Annotated in this window: 18 protein-coding genes; 5 read left to right on the top strand and 13 right to left on the bottom strand. The window is 71.4% G+C overall.

The features are described 5' to 3' along the window. The first annotated feature begins 24 nt into the window (after window positions 1-24). The gene (locus AB0C29_RS01630; protein WP_360546546.1) at window positions 25-600 is read left to right on the top strand and encodes a bacterial proteasome activator family protein; all 576 of its coding nucleotides are present in this window, start codon (window positions 25-27) and stop codon (window positions 598-600) included. Here the strand turns inward: AB0C29_RS01630 and AB0C29_RS01635 are convergent. The 4 genes from AB0C29_RS01635 to AB0C29_RS01650 all read right to left on the bottom strand — a co-directional run bounded on the left by AB0C29_RS01635 (window position 597) and on the right by AB0C29_RS01650 (window position 4,396). Continuing rightward, window positions 597-1,403 carry an HAD family hydrolase gene (locus AB0C29_RS01635; protein ID WP_360813908.1) on the bottom strand — a complete coding sequence of 269 codons (807 nt, stop codon included), beginning with the start codon at window positions 1,401-1,403 and terminating at the stop codon, window positions 597-599. The genes AB0C29_RS01630 and AB0C29_RS01635 overlap by 4 nt on opposite strands. After that, window positions 1,403-2,215: a Cof-type HAD-IIB family hydrolase gene (locus tag AB0C29_RS01640; protein ID WP_360813910.1), complete on the bottom strand. Its 813-nt coding sequence runs from the start codon at window positions 2,213-2,215 to the stop codon at window positions 1,403-1,405. Before AB0C29_RS01640 ends, AB0C29_RS01635 begins: the two co-directional genes overlap by 1 nt. A gap of 108 nt (window positions 2,216-2,323) precedes the next feature. After that, window positions 2,324-3,586, bottom strand: a complete 1,263-nt coding sequence (serS, locus tag AB0C29_RS01645; protein ID WP_360813912.1) for a serine--tRNA ligase — start codon at window positions 3,584-3,586, stop codon at window positions 2,324-2,326. A 48-nt stretch (window positions 3,587-3,634) separates the two neighbouring features. Next, complete coding sequence (locus tag AB0C29_RS01650) at window positions 3,635-4,396, bottom strand: hypothetical protein (RefSeq protein ID WP_360813914.1); 762 nt, start codon at window positions 4,394-4,396, stop codon at window positions 3,635-3,637. A gap of 67 nt (window positions 4,397-4,463) precedes the next feature. Here AB0C29_RS01650 and AB0C29_RS01655 point away from each other — a divergent pair, with 67 nt between their 5' ends. From AB0C29_RS01655 to AB0C29_RS01665, 3 genes are all read left to right on the top strand, one after another. Continuing rightward, the gene (locus tag AB0C29_RS01655) at window positions 4,464-4,892 is read left to right on the top strand and encodes an OsmC family protein (RefSeq protein WP_360546536.1); all 429 of its coding nucleotides are present in this window, start codon (window positions 4,464-4,466) and stop codon (window positions 4,890-4,892) included. Between the two features lie 45 nt (window positions 4,893-4,937). After that, window positions 4,938-5,300: a metallopeptidase family protein gene (locus AB0C29_RS01660; protein ID WP_360546534.1), complete on the top strand. Its 363-nt coding sequence runs from the start codon at window positions 4,938-4,940 to the stop codon at window positions 5,298-5,300. A gap of 63 nt (window positions 5,301-5,363) precedes the next feature. Then, window positions 5,364-6,098: an AIM24 family protein gene (locus AB0C29_RS01665; protein ID WP_360813916.1), complete on the top strand. Its 735-nt coding sequence runs from the start codon at window positions 5,364-5,366 to the stop codon at window positions 6,096-6,098. A gap of 63 nt (window positions 6,099-6,161) precedes the next feature. Here the strand turns inward: AB0C29_RS01665 and pheA are convergent, their stop codons facing one another. From pheA to AB0C29_RS01690, 5 genes are all read right to left on the bottom strand, one after another. Further along, window positions 6,162-7,118 (bottom strand): prephenate dehydratase, encoded by a 957-nt coding sequence (gene pheA, locus AB0C29_RS01670; protein ID WP_360813918.1) that lies wholly within the window; start codon window positions 7,116-7,118, stop codon window positions 6,162-6,164. Window positions 7,119-7,162: 44 nt separating this feature from the next. After that, complete coding sequence (locus tag AB0C29_RS01675) at window positions 7,163-7,774, bottom strand: hypothetical protein (RefSeq protein WP_360813920.1); 612 nt, start codon at window positions 7,772-7,774, stop codon at window positions 7,163-7,165. Window positions 7,775-7,942: 168 nt separating this feature from the next. Next, a complete protein-coding gene (locus tag AB0C29_RS01680; protein ID WP_212992339.1) occupies window positions 7,943-8,335 on the bottom strand; it encodes an ACT domain-containing protein in 393 nt (130 codons plus the stop codon). A 75-nt stretch (window positions 8,336-8,410) separates the two neighbouring features. Continuing rightward, a complete protein-coding gene (locus AB0C29_RS01685) occupies window positions 8,411-8,881 on the bottom strand; it encodes a hypothetical protein (protein WP_360813936.1) in 471 nt (156 codons plus the stop codon). A gap of 180 nt (window positions 8,882-9,061) precedes the next feature. Further along, window positions 9,062-9,796 (bottom strand): hypothetical protein, encoded by a 735-nt coding sequence (locus AB0C29_RS01690; protein ID WP_360547120.1) that lies wholly within the window; start codon window positions 9,794-9,796, stop codon window positions 9,062-9,064. Between the two features lie 341 nt (window positions 9,797-10,137). Here AB0C29_RS01690 and AB0C29_RS01695 point away from each other — a divergent pair, with 341 nt between their 5' ends. Then, on the top strand, window positions 10,138-11,340 hold the full coding sequence (locus AB0C29_RS01695) for an arginine deiminase (protein WP_360813922.1): 1,203 nt from the start codon (window positions 10,138-10,140) through the stop codon (window positions 11,338-11,340). A gap of 6 nt (window positions 11,341-11,346) precedes the next feature. On the opposite strand, the gene AB0C29_RS01700 is transcribed toward AB0C29_RS01695, so the two are convergent. The 4 genes from AB0C29_RS01700 to AB0C29_RS01715 all read right to left on the bottom strand — a co-directional run bounded on the left by AB0C29_RS01700 (window position 11,347) and on the right by AB0C29_RS01715 (window position 15,260). Next, a complete protein-coding gene (locus AB0C29_RS01700) occupies window positions 11,347-12,087 on the bottom strand; it encodes a glycoside hydrolase family 16 protein (RefSeq protein ID WP_360813924.1) in 741 nt (246 codons plus the stop codon). A 28-nt stretch (window positions 12,088-12,115) separates the two neighbouring features. Continuing rightward, the gene (locus AB0C29_RS01705) at window positions 12,116-13,195 is read right to left on the bottom strand and encodes a hypothetical protein (protein WP_360813926.1); all 1,080 of its coding nucleotides are present in this window, start codon (window positions 13,193-13,195) and stop codon (window positions 12,116-12,118) included. A gap of 82 nt (window positions 13,196-13,277) precedes the next feature. Further along, window positions 13,278-14,162 (bottom strand): DUF5926 family protein, encoded by an 885-nt coding sequence (locus tag AB0C29_RS01710; RefSeq protein WP_360813928.1) that lies wholly within the window; start codon window positions 14,160-14,162, stop codon window positions 13,278-13,280. A 72-nt stretch (window positions 14,163-14,234) separates the two neighbouring features. Continuing rightward, window positions 14,235-15,260 carry a PAS domain-containing sensor histidine kinase gene (locus AB0C29_RS01715; RefSeq protein WP_360813938.1) on the bottom strand — a complete coding sequence of 342 codons (1,026 nt, stop codon included), beginning with the start codon at window positions 15,258-15,260 and terminating at the stop codon, window positions 14,235-14,237. Window positions 15,261-15,265 lie beyond the last annotated feature (5 nt).

Here is a 15,265-nt window from a genome sequence, read left to right on the forward strand (position 1 = left end):
GCCGGCTGCGGCAAGATGGATCGTATGACCGACGACACCCGCACCACAGACCAGCAGGAAGACGACTCCGTCATCGTGGTGGGCCCCGACGGCCGCCCCCTGGGCACGGTGGGGACCGACGGCAACCTCAAGCCCGAGGAGCCCGGCAATCTGATCGAGCAGCCCGCCAAGGTCATGCGGATCGGCAGCATGATCAAGCAGCTGCTCGAGGAGGTCCGGGCGGCGCCGCTGGACGAGGCCAGCCGGGGCCGGCTGCGCGAGATCCACCAGCGTTCGATCAAGGAGCTCGAGGACGGCCTCGCGCCCGAGCTGCAGGAGGAGCTGGAACGGCTGTCGCTGCCGTTCGAGGGTGACACGCCGCCCAGCGAGCCGGAGCTGCGCATCGCCCAGGCCCAGCTCGTGGGCTGGCTGGAAGGCCTGTTCCACGGCATCCAGGCGGCCCTGGTCGCGCAGCAGATGGCGGCCCGGCTCCAGCTCGAGCAGATGCGCGGCGGTGGCGCCGGCCGCCCGGCCCTGCCGATGGGCCCCAACGGCGTCATCCCCGGCATGCCGAGCCAGGGTGCCGGCGACGGCAGCGGCCGCACCGGCCAATACCTCTAGAGGTCGAAGAGCTTCTCGAGATAGACGGCCACGCCGTCCTCGTCGTTCGTGAGCGTCACCTCGTCGGCGACCTCACGGACGGCGGGATGGGCGTTGCCCATCGCCACGGAACGGCCGGCCCACGCCAGCAGGGGCAGGTCGTTCGGCATGTCCCCGAAGGCCACGACGTCCTCGGCGGTGAAGCCCTCCCGCTCGCAGAGCCAGGCCAGCCCGGCCGCCTTGGTCACCCCGGCGGCGGAGATCTCCACCAGCGCCGAGGACGACGAGTGGGTGGCCTCGGCGATCCCGCCCAGCGTGCGGCTGACCAGCTCGGCGAAGTCGTCCGGGCCGTAACTGGCCGAGCGGGCGAGCAGCTTGACCGCGGGCACGGACGTGAGCTCCTCGGGCGAGGCGAGCACGCGGACCTGCTTGTGCTCGCCGTCCCAGTGCAGGGGCCACTTCTCCTCGTACCAGAAGCTCCGCCCGTCCTCGACCTCGACGGCCAGCGCGACGTCCGGCACCGCCTCGCGCAGCTGCCGGGTCACGTCCAGGAGCAGCTCGACCGAGAGCGGCGCGGCCCGCAGGATCTGGTCGGTGTCGGGGTCGTAGACCACGGCGCCGTTGGCGCAGACGGCCGGCAGCGGCTCGGCCATCTGGTCGTAGAGCTGGCGCAGCCAGCGCACCGGCCGGCCGGTCACCAGGACCGTCGGGACGCCGCGGGTGTACAGCTGGTCGAGGACCCCGATGGTGCGGGGGCTGAGCGTGCCGCCGGTCCGGATCAGGGTGCCGTCGATGTCGGAGGCGACAAGGCGAAAGGGTGGCATCACCTCGACAGTAGCCGGTCGAGATAGACCGCCACGCCGTCCTCGTCGTTGGTCAGGGTGACCTCGTCGGCGACCGCCAGCAGCGTCGGGTGGGCGTTGCCCACCGCCACCCGGCTCCACCCGGCCCAGGCGAACATCGGCAGGTCGTTGGGCATGTCGCCGAACACCAGTACGTCGGCCGGGTCGACGCCGACGGCCTGCGCGACCACCGCCAGGCCGGTGCCCTTGTCGACGTCCGGCGGGCAGATCTCGATGTAGTTCAGGCCGGCCTGAGTGACCGAAGCCACGTCCGGTGGCACGATCCGCTGGGCCACGGCGAGCAGGTCGTCGACGTGGTGGTCGAACGACCGCGCGAATGCCTTAATCACGTCGCCGGTCAGGCACTCCGCGCGGGAGCGGCGCTCGACCACGACCGGGTAGCGCCAGGTGGGGTCGTAGTCGCCCCAGAGCGGCGAGTCGTCGTGCTCCAGCGCCTCGACCATCACCGACAGCGGTCCGACCTCGGCCTCCAGATCGGCCAGGACGCCGGCCAGGTCCCGGCCCGGGAGCCGCTCGCTGCGCAGGATCTGGCCCTCCTGCTGGTCGATCACCCAACCGCCCTGGGCCAGCACGAGGAAGTCGGCGTCGCGGATGTCGCTGCGGACCAGGCTGGTCAGGCGGGGGCCACGGCCGGTGGCGCCGACGATGCGGATGCCGGCGGACCGGACCCGCTGCAGGACCTCATGGGTGTACGCGGACACGGTGTCGTCACTGCGCACGAGCGTGCCGTCAAGGTCCGTGGCGATCAGCTTGGGGAGTCCAGGCTTGGCCATGTGTTCCTCCGAGGGTGTGACAACCCCCGCGGAGGGCGGAAGGAAAACGTTACACCGGCCCGGCTACCAGCGGCTATGCCTCGAGGTAGCGGGCCGGTTACCAGTTGGTCAACGCGCGGGCTCGAGCACGTCCCGGCCGCCCAGGTACGGCTGGAGGGCCTTCGGGACGCGCACCGAGCCGTCGGGCTGCTGGTGGTTCTCCAGGATCGGGATGAGCCAGCGGGTCGTGGCCAGCGTGCCGTTCAGCGTCGCGGCCGTCTGCGGCTTGCCGTCCTCGTCGCGGTAGCGGATGTTGAGCCGGCGCGCCTGGAACGTTGTGCAATTGGATGTAGAGGTGACCTCGCGGTAGCGGCCCTGCGACGGCACCCAGGCCTCGCAGTCGAACTTGCGGGTCGCGCTGGAGCCGAGGTCACCGGCCGCCACGTCGATCACCCGGTACGGGATCTCGACCTTGGCCAGCATCTCCTCCTCCATGGCGAGCAGCCGCAGGTGCTCGTCGGCGGCTTCCTCCGGCTTGCAGAAGGAGAACATCTCCACCTTGTCGAACTGGTGCACGCGCAGGATGCCCCGGACGTCCCGGCCGTGCGAGCCGGCCTCCCGGCGGAAGCACGACGACCAGCCGGCGAACCGCTCGGGACCGTTCTCCAGGTCGAGGATCTCGTTGGAGTGGTACGCCGCCAGCGCCACCTCCGACGTGCCGACCAGGTAGAGGTCGTCGGCCTCGAGCCGGTAGATCTCGCTCGCGTGCGCGCCCAGGAACCCGGTGCCCTCCATCGCCTCGGGCTTGACCAGCGCCGGGGTGATCGACGGGATGAAGCCGTGCTCGACGGCCTGGGCGATGGCCAGCTGGAGCATGCCCAGCTGGAGCAGGGCGCCCACCCCGGTGAGGAAGTAGAACCGCGAGCCCGACACCTTGGCGCCGCGCTCGGTGTCGATCGCCCGCAGCGCCTCGCCGATCTCCAGGTGGTCCTTCGGGTTCTCGATCTGCGGGAGGTCACCCACCTCGCGCAGCACGACGAAGTCGTCCTCGCCGCCCGGCGGAACGCCGTCCTGCACCAGGTTGGGCACCGCCAGGTGCGCCTCGCGCAGGGCCTGGTCGGCCCGGACGGTCGCCGCCTGCAGCTCCTTGACCGTGGCGCTGAGCTCCTTGGTGCGCGCCAGCAGGGCGGCCCGCTCGTCGCCCTTGGCCCGCGACACCTCACCACCGAGGGACTTCTGCTCCGCCCGGACAGCCTCGAACCTCTGGGTCGCGGCCCGGCGCTCCTCGTCGGCGCGCAGCAGGTCGTCGACCTTCGACGGGGACTCGCCGCGCAGACGCTGGCTGGCGCGGAACAGGTCGGGATCCTCACGGAGGAGACGCAGGTCAATCACGACGACGAGCCTACCGGCGACGATGTCCCGCTTTCACCCCGATATGCCTCAGCTGGGCTTGTCGGTGTTGTCCTGGGAGGTGGTGAACGGCTTCGCGGCGGTCACGGTGAGGTCGAACGGCGCGTCGGGCGGCTGGTCCTCGTCGCCGGTGGGCGGGCGCCGCCACGACCAGACCGGAGCCACGACCTCGACCGCCGGGCCCTCCTGCTCCGGGGCGTCGACCGGCACCGGCACCGTCGCCTGGTGCCGCCCGGCCAGCACCATCGCCAGCAGGACCAGCGCCACGCCCACACCCGCGCACCAGAGGCCCCGCCCGTTCGAGACGGTGACCTGGTCCTCCTCGAGGTTGGTCAGAGTGAGCTGGCCGACGGCGCCGCTGATGTCGCCCAGATACGACCCGATGGCCAGCACCATCGCCAGCAGGGTCCCGCCGACGCTGAGCGCGGCCAGCCGGGCGGTCCGGCGGCCGGCGGGCGGACCGAACAGCGTCAGCACCGCCGCGGCGATCAGCAGGAACAAGCCGGTCAGATAGCCGCCGCTCCAGCCGTCCAGGTCGGCCAGCATGGTCTGCGCCGACCGGGTGCCCACCTCGCCGTCGCCCCAGAAGGTGGCGTCGATCTCGGTGACCTGCCACTCGGAGACCAGCGAGCCGAACAGGGCCACCCCGCCCAGGGCCGCGGCGAGCGGCACGACCCGGCGGTCACCGGCGAGCCCGGTCAGGAAATCGCCCATGGCCGCACGGCGTCGCGGCGGGCGTTCCGCGTCGTCGTCCGGGCCGAACTCGACGACGCCCTCTCCGGTCTCCGGCATGAGATCCATCATTGCCCGTACCCCGTCCACCGACCAGTGCTCACGGACATGGACTAGCGTCAGGCGTATGCCTATTCGCACTGCTTCCGCCCGCTGGTCGGGCAATCTCACCGAGGGCTCCGGCACCATCAAGACCGGTAAGGGCGGGTACGAAGGGAACTACTCCTTCAAGTCCCGCTTCGAGGAGGGCGAGGGAACGAACCCCGAGGAGCTCATCGGCGCCGCGCACGCCGGCTGCTTCTCGATGGCGTTCTCCAAGGGCCTCGCGGACGCCGGCTTCACGCCGACCTCCGTGGAGACCACCGCCAAGGTCCACCTCGACAAGGGCGACGCCGGCTTCGGCGTCACCCGCATCGACCTCGAGACCGTGGGCGACGTCCCCGGCATCGACGAGGGCACCTTCGCCAAGATCGCCGAAGGCGCCAAGGAGAACTGCCCGATCTCCCGGCTGCTGTCGCCCGGCGCCGAGATCACCCTGAGCGCCAAGCTCGCCTGACGCCCGGCCCGTGCTCCACCCGCGCATGCTCGCGGGTGGAGCACAATGGGCGGCGTGCCGGTCGAGATGAGCCGTGAACGCTTCGAGGACCTGGTCGGCGAGGCCCTGGACGAAGTACCGCCCGAACTGCTCAAAGTGATGAGCAACGTGGTCATCCTGGTGGAGGACCTGCCGCCCGACGGCAGCATGGGCCTGCTCGGCCTCTACGAGGGCACCGCGCTGACCGACCGCGGCTGGGACTACGCCGGCGTGCTGCCCGACCGGATCACCATCTACCGGCTGCCCACGCTGCAGGTCTGCGACACGGAGACGGACGTCATCGACGAGGTGGCGATCACCGTCGTCCACGAGATCGCCCACCACTTCGGGATCGACGACCAGCGGTTGCACGAGCTGGGATGGGGCTGAAAGGCGGACCCGGCCGTTGCTGAGTGCGCCTACCCTGGTACTCCACGCCAACAGGAGGACCCAATGCGCAGCGAACTGTTCTCGGCCGACAACCTCGAGAAGGAATCGAACCAGCCGGGACTGCGACTGCAGAACTCGAAACTTCTCAAAGCCGAGCTGAACGGCGAGTTCATGGCCCGGGTCGGGACGATGGTCGCGTACCAGGGCCAGGTGCAGTTCGAAGCCCTCGGCTCGGGCGGCATCGGCAAGTTCCTCAAGCAGAAGCTCACCGGCGAAGGCGTACCGCTGATGAAGGTGAGCGGCCGCGGCGACGTGTTCCTGGCCGAGAACGCCGCCGACATCCACATCATCGACATCGAGCCGGGCGACGCCCTCTCCATCAACGGCGCCAACGTGCTCGCCTTCGACGCGACCCTCAACTACGACATCAAAATGGTCCAGGGCGTCGGCATGATGTCCAACGCGGGCCTGTTCAACTGCGTCTTCTCCGGCTACGGCCGGATCGCGGTCACGACCAAGGGCACCCCGGTCGTGCTGAGCGTCGACCAGCCGACCTATGTGGACCCGCAGGCGGCGATCTGCTGGTCGGCCAACCTGCAGACCGGCTACCACCGCGCCGAGCAGATGGGCCTGGGCACCCTGCTGGGCCGCAGCACGGGCGAGCGCTTCACGATGAGCTTCGCCGGCCAGGGCTTCGTGGTCGTGCAGCCGTCCGAGGAGCCGCCGGGCGGCCTCGCCGGCGCCGCCCAGGGCCAGCAGCAGCAGGTGGGCATCCTCGGCAACCTGCTGGGGAACTAGCTTCTCAGGATCAAGATCAGGCGGTCGCCCGGCCCGTCAGGGCCGGGCGGCACAGCGGGGCGGTCAGCTGGGTTCGCCGGAGCGGAGACGGGACAGCCAGGCCGCGCTGTCGGCGAAGTCCGCGTTGGTCAGGCCCGGCTGGGACGGCGCCGGCTCTTCGGCTGCCGCCTTGGACCAGCGATGCCGGGGGTACGACCCCAGGAAGCGCACCTCCGCGCAGATCCGCCGCAGCCCCTGCAGTGCCTCACCCAGCCGGGGCTCCGCCACGTGGCCGGTGCAGTCCAGGAAGAACACGTACACGCCGAGTTGTTCGCCGGTCGGGCGGGATTCGATGCGGGACAGGTTGATGCCGCGGACCGCCAGTTCGGTCAGCACCGACAGCAGCGCTCCGACGCGGTCGTGGTCGATCATCACGGCCAGCGATGTCACGTCGTCGCCGGTGGGGGGTGCGGGGCGGCCCGGGCGGGTCAGCAGGGCGAAGCGGGTCACCGCGTCCGCGTGGTCCGAGATCTTCTCGGCGAGGACCGTCAGGTTGTTGCGGGGTACGCCGATCGGGGCGCAGATCGCCGCGTCGTGTTCGCCGGTGGCCGCGCTGATCGCCGCGGCCGCGTTCGACAGGACGTCGACCACCACCGCGTCGGGCAGGTGGGTGCTCAGCCAGTTGCGGCATTGGGCGGAGGCCTGGGGGTGGGCCGCCACCGACCGGATCCGGTGCAGGCCGATGAGCTGGCGGGCGGCCAGCACGAATTCCACCGGCAGCACCACTTCGCGGGTGATGACCAGGGGTGCTCCGGTGCCGAGCTCGTCCAGGGTGACCGGCACCGCGCCGCCGACCGAGTTTTCCAGTGGCACGAGGGCGGCGTCCGCTTCACCGGCACGGACCGCTTCGAGCGCCTCGGGGACGCTGCGGGCGGGCGTCCGGATGCCGTGCTCGGCGGCGGGGATGGTGCGCAGCGCCTGCTCGGTGAAGGTGCCTTCGGGACCGAGGTAGACGAAGCGGGTGGGCGGGTTTCCCGGCATGTCAGCGAGCCTAGCGGCAATGGGCGCCGCTCACCCCGTACCGGTCAGGCGCCGCAGGCCCGGACCCGGATGCCCGCCGGGGCTTTGGTCTGGACCTCGACGCTGCAGACGTCCGTGCCCGCCTCGATCACCTTGAGGGCCGTCGGGGTGCCGGTCGTGACGACGAAGAGCTGCTCGGCCTTCTTGGGGTCCTCGCCGGCGATCTGCACCTGGGCGAACTGCCACGAACCTGCGCAGAACGGCCCGTCGGACACGGCCAGCTGGCGGTCCGGGATTCCGGGCAGGCCCTTCAGGACCGCGACCACCTGCGCCGCGGTCGGCCCGCTGCGGCACTTCGGCGCCGGCGGCGTCGTCGGGGTGGGCGCGGCGGTGGTCGGCGTGGTGGTCCGCGGCGGCGTCGTGGCGACTGGCGGCAGCGTCGCGGGCGGTACGTACGGCAGCGTCGGCACGGTGGCCGGTGGGAACCCGCCGGTGGGTACCGGTACGGGCACTGTGATGCCGCTGGGCAGCGGATACGCCGCACCTGAGGAGGCACTGGCACCGCCCGGGGCGTCCGGCGGCGCGGCGAGCGGTGGGGCCGGTGGCTCCCCGCACGCGGCGAGCAGCGTCACCAGCCCGGCGAGTGCCAGGAATCGGCAGCAGACGATGCGCAGCACGGGCCCATGGTAGGTGCTCCGGCCGCGGAACGCGCCCTCAGGAGACAGGAAACCGGGCGACCGCGAGACCAGGCAGCCGCGCGAGACCAGGCAGCCGCGCGAGACCAGGCAGCCGCGAGACCGGCGGACGCGAGACCGGGGGGACGCGAGACCGGGCGGACGCGAACCTCAGGCGGAGGCGAGCCGGTGACCGGCGGCGGTCAGCGTGTCGACCGCCTCGGTGAGCCGCACCTGGGGGATCAGCAGATAGTCCGTGTCGTACGTCGAGAAGGCGACGATGTTGACCCGGGCGGCGGCCAGCGGACTGATCAGCGACGCCAGCACTCCGGTGAGCGCGAGGTCCAGCGGGCCGACGACGCGCAGGCAGCGCCAGGCGGCCTCGACGACGGCGCCCTCCGGCACCCGGTCGGCCGGGCAGATCACCGAGAGTTCGTCGGGGGCCCAGGTCACCGAGATGACGCTTTTGTCGTCCGGACCGCTGCTCAGGGAGGCCGGCAGGGCTGAACCGGCCGGCAGCCGGCACACCGCGTACTCCGCTGGTAGCAGATCTAGATCGAGCATGAGGGGAACACTACGGTCCGGACCCCCACGATCCCAATGGGTAGCCGGTGCGTTGATCGCCACACGAACGGGTTACTAGTACCGGATCGCCGAGAAGAAGGTCAGGGATGCGGCCACCCGGCCGCCCTCGGACAGCGGGCTCGCGATCGCGTCGACCGTGAGAGGGCTGTCCTCGCCGTTGGGCTGGACGCGCATGAGGCCGCGGGCCAGGCGTTCGCTGGTGAGGGCGAGCAGCGGCGGGATCTTCTCGATCTCCTGCTCGGTGAGGTCGCCCCCGCCGGCCGTGAAGTCGATCAGGCGCAGGGAGCCGTCGCCGCCGAGCAGTGGCTGCCCGACCGCGTCCAGGCCCTTGCCCAGTCCGAGGAGCTCGCTCGCCGACGGCGACACGGCCACGATCCTGAAGGCCGTGTCGATGACCAGACAGGGCTCGACAGCCTGCCAGACCGTCGCCGCCCAGCGGTCGACGCTAGAGACGAACTCGGACTCGGCCGGCGTACGCGCCTGCGGCACAAACGCTCCCGAGAGTGAGAGCTCGACGTGCGCCACCCGCACCTCCCTCTTCATCCGTGCCGTCCCGGCCCGGTGTGGCCCGGCTGTGTGGCCCGGCCTGCGTGACCTGACTCCGGCCGGACTGCCCGGGTCCGAAGCTTAGCCTCGGCTCCTCGAGTGTCCGGCCGGCGTCGCTCACGTCAACCTTCGACGGCAAGCGGTGCTCTGCAGGGAACGTTACCGGCGGGTCGCCCGCTTGTCAGCGGCCGTTTGGCCGCTTGGCAGCCACCGGTAGTCTCCGTTCGGCCGATAAGGCGCGTTTGCCCAGGTGGCCGGGTGTTGTGCCACCGCTGAGAGTTTGCTGGCGGTGGCGGGTGAGATCCGCGCACCACCGGCGATCAGCAACCGGTCGAGCTCCTTGTGGGTGGCCACGAGACAGTCCTTGGGCAGACCGTGCACGCTGATCACCCCGGAGCCGACGAACGCCAGCACGGGGGTGACGGGCACGCTCAGCCCCACGGCGGAGCTCATGGCCCGGCCGGCCCGCTTGGCGTCACGGCGAGCCTCGGCCACGTACGCCGGGCGCTTGCCGTTGATCTGGACGACGTCCCCGGCGATCAGCACCCGGGCGCGGCCGTGGTCGGCGACGGTGACGGCGTAGACGCCGCCCGGGCCGATCGCGAGGAATCCGGCGCGGTCGTCGGTGGGGTCGCTCTCATAGCCCAGCGAGTCGGTGCGGGGCCAGTCGACGATGTGCCAGGCGGGTCCGAGCCGGTCGAGGCGCGTCAGTGCGCGGGCACCGGCTGCCTCGAGGCGGCGGGCTTCGCGTTCGGCGCGGCGACGGCGGGCCCACTCGACGGGGCTCTGGCGGGGCTCGAGCGCCGCGGGCGGTGCGGTGCGTCGAGGATCGATGGCGGGTGGGTAGTTGCGAGACGGCACGGGCAGGGCGGGACGTGCGGGGAAGACAGTCACTGCGACCTCCGGCAAAAGGTCCATCGGGCTCTCTTTCCACTACGGTACGTGTTGGACCCGGTACTCAAGCAAGTCATCGGACCGGAAAGAAAGCGGAATGAGTGGGGATGAATGCCGCATTCACGCACAAGTACTTTTTCCGTATGGTGCATCACACGACCTAGGGCTCCCCGAGAATCCGAAACGTCCCCGACAAGTTAGCCTTACCTACCTTGATCGCGCAGCGTTGTCCCAGATTTCTGCGCGCTAAGTCACAGCATGGCTCCGGCCCGTACGGCTCGCCAGTGATCACCCTCGCCGGTGGGCGCGCCCCGAGGCCCGTCAGCCCCTAGGCTCGACCCGTGGCCCACTACGTCGACAGCGAAGTGAGCCGGCTAGCCACGGTCATGCTGCACCGGCCGGGCGCCGAGCTCGCGAGACTGACCCCGCGCAACAACGACTCCCTGCTGTTCGACGGCATCCCGTGGGTGGGCCGGGCCCAGGAGGAGCACGACGCGTTCGCGGCCGCCCTGCGCGACCGCGGCGTCGAGGTCCTCTACCTGGGCGAACTCCTCGAGGAGACGCTCGCCGTGGACGCGGCGCGGGAGGCGCTGACCGAGAGCGTGCTCAACACCCCACGTCTCGGCGACACCCTGCGCGAGCGGGTGGCGGCCCACCTGGCCGACCTGGCGCCCCGCGAACTGGCCCAGGTGCTCATGGCCGGCCTGGCGCACGAGGAGGTCAAGCCGGGCCCGGGGCGGTCAGGCGGGCTGGTCTACCAGCTCATGAACCGCCTCGACTTCGTCATCGACCCGCTGCCCAACCTGCTGTTCACCCGCGACTCCTCGGTCTGGGTGCGCGACCAGGTCGCGGTGACCAGCCTGGCCATGCCGGCCCGCAACCGCGAGACCACCCTGACCCGGGCCATCTACACCCACCACCCGCGGTTCGCGGGCACCGAGCTGCTCTACCAGCCGGGCCTGGAGCACGTGGAGGGCGGCGACGTGCTGCTGCTCGCGCCGAACGTGCTGGCCATCGGGGTCGGCGAGCGCACTACCCCGGCCGGGGCCGAGCGCCTCGCCCGCCGCGTCTTCGCCGCCGGGCTGGCCCACACGATCCTGGCGGTGCCGATCGCCCAGGAACGCGCGACCATGCACCTCGACACGGTCTGCACGATGGTCGACGTCGACGCGGTGGTGATGTATCCCAACATCGCCGACACGCTGCGGGCTTACCCGGTGACGGCGGGCTTCGACGGTGAGCCGGTGGTCGGCCCGTCCCGGCCGTTCCTGGACGCGGCCGCGGAGGCGATGGGCATCGACCGGCTGCGGATCATCGACACCGGGCTGGATCCGGTCACCGCCGAACGCGAGCAGTGGGACGACGGCAACAACACGCTGGCCATCGCGCCCCGGCTCTGCGTCTCCTACGAGCGCAACGTCGAGACCAACGCCCAGCTGGAACGGGCCGGCATCGAGGTGATCGCGATCAGCGGCTCGGAGCTCGGTTCCGGCCGGGGTGGTCCGCGCTGCATGAGCTGCCCGATCGAGCGCGCCCCGGGCTGAGGCCGGTCAGCTGCCCAACACGTGCGAGACGATCATCTCGGGCACCGGCCCGTCGTCGTCGCCGGTCGCCTTGTCCGGGAAGTCGAAGACGGCCAGCATGAGCTGGACCGGGTAGTTCGGGGACTGCCCGATCGTGCGCACCGCCGTGCCGTCCACACTGAACACCAGCGATCCCGGCTGCCAGTCGACCGCGTACGTGTGGAACTCCGAGACGTCGATGGCCAGCGGCACTGTGGACCACTGCTCGGTCAGGCCGGGGTCACGGAACTTGTGCAGGCCGATGCCGACGTCGGCGGAGCCCGGCCGGACCGCGTCACCGAAGATCTCCATCACGCAGATCTCGCCGGAGTGCTGCGGCTTGTCCTCGATGCCGGAGAGCCAGAAGGCCATCATGGACCGTGGCGACAGCACTCCGCGGGCGCGCACCTCGATGTGGCCGTAGAGCGGGGTGTAGCCCCAGAACTCCGGCTCCTCGCTGGCCACCAGCAGGCCGTCGCGGAACGGCTGGCCGCCGACCGGGCTGCCCACCGGGCCGGAGAAGCTCGCACTCTGGATGCCGGAGACGCGCAGCGGGCCGTCGTGCACGCCCTCGCACCACAGGCCCTGCTCGGGCGGGATGCTCAGCCGCAGCTCGCCGTCGGCCACCGCGTACGTCGCCGCGGACGACGCGCGCGAGCTCCAGTGCGGCAGATAGTGCGGCAACCACACCGAGAGATCGAGCGCGTCGCCGGCGAAGCGGTCCTCCATCGACGCAATGTATCCAAGTGCTGCCCGGTCAGGTGCCCCGGATCGTGAACACCTTGGAGGTGCCGCCGACCGCGCGGTAGTCACCGGGCGCGTAGACGCGGTACGAGTACGTGGCCTGGCCGGCCGGGGTCGCCACGAGGGTGTAGCGGCCGCTGGCGCGGATCAGGGCGGTGCCGACCTTGCGCCAGGTGTTGTCCGGGTAGCGGCGCTGCAACTGCACGGTCTTGCCCACCGCGAGCGGCGTGACATTGCCGTCGACGTTCACGTTCGTGCCGGCCGGCACCGAGGTGGCGGCGGGCGTCGCGGTCACCACATAGCGGCTGTACCGGACGTGGGCGCTGGTGACCGCGAGGTAGGTCGGCGGCCACGGCTGGCCGGGCTGGGCCTCGCCGGCCACCCAGGCGCACTGCAGCCACTGGGCCTCGTCGCCGCTGAGCGTGCGCTGGAACGTGCCGTCAGCCCCGGTGCGGCGGGACAGCGAGCCGGCCGGCTCGACGCAGCCGTTGTCCGAGGAGATCGTCAGGGGCAGGTTGGGCCACGGTGCGTTGGTGGTGGCGTCCCAGGCCCGGATGCGCTGGGTCACCGGCTGGCCCTTGGTGGCCGGCTCCGGGCTGAAGGTCATCTCGATCATCGGCCGGTGCGAGCTCTGCACCTCGAGGCTGGGCGTCTCGATGATCGTGCGGGGATCGACGTCCAGCCGGTTCTGGAAGGTCTTGTCGAGCGCGTAGACCCGGGTCGGTTCGATCTTCCCGCTCCAGACCGACGTGACCGGCAGCGAGCCGGTCCAGATCCCGTCCTGGTCGGTGCCTTCGGTGCGGCGCAGCACGACGTAGCTGTTCGGTCCGCCGTTGACCTGCACGGAGGGACCGGCGGCCTGGTCGCTGGGCACGTAATCCTCTTGCTGGACACCGGTTTCGTCGGTGAGCCGGACCCGTACCTGGACGAAGTGGGTCTCGAGGCCGGAGACCGTCACGGCGGACTCGGCGAAGGTGATGGAGTGGACCTCGGGCGGCGCGGTGTCCGCCGCCGGCGCGGCGAGGGCCGGCGCGGCCGGAAGCAGGGATGACAGAACTGCCGCTGCCATCGAAACGGCGAGAGACGTGCGCATGGCCGCACTGTACGGAATCAGAGCCAGCCTGTCCGACCCGTTCAGCGAGGGCACACGGCCCCCGCCGAACGGGTCGGTGCGGTCAGCGCAGCGTCAGCTGCCGGCTCACGAGGCCCTGCTTGGCGCGGCGGGCCGCGGCGTCCAGCGGGCCGGTCTCGGCCAGGATGTCGGTGTAGCGCTTCGCGAAGTCGGCCAGCGGGGCCTCCCAGTCGCCGGCCTCGGGCTCACCCGGGACGTCCCAGACCGGGACCAGCAGGCCGTGCGCGCGGAACATGCCGGCGAACTTCGTGTTCTCGCCGAGCAGCAGGTCGCCGCTCGCGGAGAGGCGGGCCAGCGCGTCCAGCGCCGGGTCCTCCTCCTGCGGCAGCACCCAGCGCACGTGCGACTTGTCCGGCTGCACCCGGCACCAGTACGCGGCCGGCACCCCCAGCCGTACGGTCGGGTAGATCGAGGCGTTGGCCCGCTCCAGCGACGCCTTCACGTTCGCGTCCTCGGCCTGCTCGGCGTCGAGCCAGTACTCGAAGCCGTCGTGCATCGTGATGTCCAGCGGGCCGTCCACGAGGATGTCCTGCAGCCGCGGGCCCTCACCCGGCAGCGCCGGCACGGCCACGGTGTCACCCGGCTCGGTCTGCAGGGCACACAGGATGGCCACGGCGATGTCCCGGGACACGTCCCCGGACTGCACGTGCCGCTGCAACCCGACGAAGACCCGGCCGTCCTGGCGGGTCATCGCCGGCCAGGCCATCGGGAGCACCGTCGAGAGCGTGACGGGGCGGTCCCCGTACTCCTCGATGATCTCGGGTTTGAGGGTCAGCGGCGCGGAAGCGGCCGGAACCAGCTCGCGCAGCGCGATCCACTCCGGCTCGTCGGCCAGGCCTTCGAACGGCCGGGCGACGAAGATGTCACGCACCTTCTGGCGCTTGGGGGCCGCGTTGGCCGCGGCGCGGGGGTTTCGACGCTTGCTCACGGCGAACCAGCCTAGGCGGTGGCCGCGGGATCCAGGCACTCCGGGCCGTCCGCGGCGAAAAGGATCATCGGGTCAGGCCCGCGGGAGCCGGACCTCCGCCACCGTGCCGCCGCCGTCGCGGGGGCGCAGCGAGACCCAGCCGTGCTGGCGTTCCACGATGCGGCGGACCAGGTACAGGCCCAGTCCGGCGCCCGGGTTGCGGCCGCGGTCGTGGGACTCGCCCTGCCAGTAGCGTTCGAAGGCGCGTTCGACGTGCTCGGGTTTGACACCGATGCCACGGTCGGCGACCCGGAACGTCACCGTCGTCTCGTCGGCGTCGGCACTCACCTCGACCTCGGTGTCGCGGGCCGAATACTTGTCCGCGTTGGTGGCGAGCTCGGTGAGGATCGTGGCGAGCGAGTCGCGGTCGCCGAACGCCTTCGGCAGCTCGCCCGGCAGCCGGTCGAGCACCAGCCGGCGGCGCAGATCCTCGGGCAGCTGTCCGGCCGCGTGCCGCAGGCCGTCGACGAGATCGAACGGGCCGGGCGGGTGGACGCCGACCTCACCGTCGTCGCTGGTGGCCGAGAGCAGCCGGTCGACGAGGCGGGCGAGCTCACCGGCGCGGGCGCCGATCACCCGGACGGCTTCCTGGCGCCCGTCCTCGCCCAGGGTCTCCCAGTGGTTGGTGAGCGTGTCCGCGTACCCCTTGATCACGGTGACCGGGGTGCGCAGCTCGTGGCTGGTGACGGCGACGAACAGGTCGCGGTCCTCGTGCCGGCGGTCCTGGTCGGTGGAGTCCCGGAACGTGACGACCCGCATCGCGGCCGTGTTGGGCAGATCCCCGGCGGTGACCTTGAGCAGCCGGCCGGACGGCAGCCGGTGGACCAGCACCTGGCCGGGTGGCGGGACCGGGAACTGCAGCGGGCGGCCCAGCATCTCGCCGACGGTACGGCCGGTGAGCTGCTCGGCGGCCGGGTTCCAGAGCTGCACGATGCCGTCGCGGTCGATGATGGTCAGCCCGTCGGAGAGGGCGGCCACCACCGGGCCGTCGCCGTGCACGGGCAGGCCGGCCTGGTCGCCGTACATGTGGCCGATGTTGGTGGCGAGCAGCTCCAGCACGTCGT

It is taken from the genome of Actinoplanes sp. NPDC048791 (assembly GCF_040650095.1).
Classification (GTDB): Bacteria; Actinomycetota; Actinomycetes; order Mycobacteriales; family Micromonosporaceae; genus Actinoplanes.

Excerpts from the sequence above, each read along its gene's own strand:
- AB0C29_RS01640 (WP_360813910.1), bottom strand. The coding sequence starts at position 2,215 with ATGGCCAAGCCTGGACTCCCCAAGCTGATCGCCACGGACCTTGACGGC.
- AB0C29_RS01700 (WP_360813924.1), bottom strand. The coding sequence starts at position 12,087 with ATGGAGGACCGCTTCGCCGGCGACGCGCTCGATCTCTCGGTGTGGTTG.
- AB0C29_RS01655 (WP_360546536.1), top strand. The coding sequence starts at position 4,464 with ATGCCTATTCGCACTGCTTCCGCCCGCTGGTCGGGCAATCTCACCGAG.
- AB0C29_RS01705 (WP_360813926.1), bottom strand. The coding sequence starts at position 13,195 with ATGCGCACGTCTCTCGCCGTTTCGATGGCAGCGGCAGTTCTGTCATCC.
- AB0C29_RS01665 (WP_360813916.1), top strand. The coding sequence starts at position 5,364 with ATGCGCAGCGAACTGTTCTCGGCCGACAACCTCGAGAAGGAATCGAAC.
- AB0C29_RS01630 (WP_360546546.1), top strand. The coding sequence starts at position 25 with ATGACCGACGACACCCGCACCACAGACCAGCAGGAAGACGACTCCGTC.
- AB0C29_RS01650 (WP_360813914.1), bottom strand. The coding sequence starts at position 4,396 with ATGCCGGAGACCGGAGAGGGCGTCGTCGAGTTCGGCCCGGACGACGAC.
- AB0C29_RS01635 (WP_360813908.1), bottom strand. The coding sequence starts at position 1,403 with ATGCCACCCTTTCGCCTTGTCGCCTCCGACATCGACGGCACCCTGATC.
- AB0C29_RS01660 (WP_360546534.1), top strand. The coding sequence starts at position 4,938 with ATGGGCGGCGTGCCGGTCGAGATGAGCCGTGAACGCTTCGAGGACCTG.
- AB0C29_RS01680 (WP_212992339.1), bottom strand. The coding sequence starts at position 8,335 with ATGCTCGATCTAGATCTGCTACCAGCGGAGTACGCGGTGTGCCGGCTG.
- pheA (WP_360813918.1), bottom strand. The coding sequence starts at position 7,118 with ATGCCGGGAAACCCGCCCACCCGCTTCGTCTACCTCGGTCCCGAAGGC.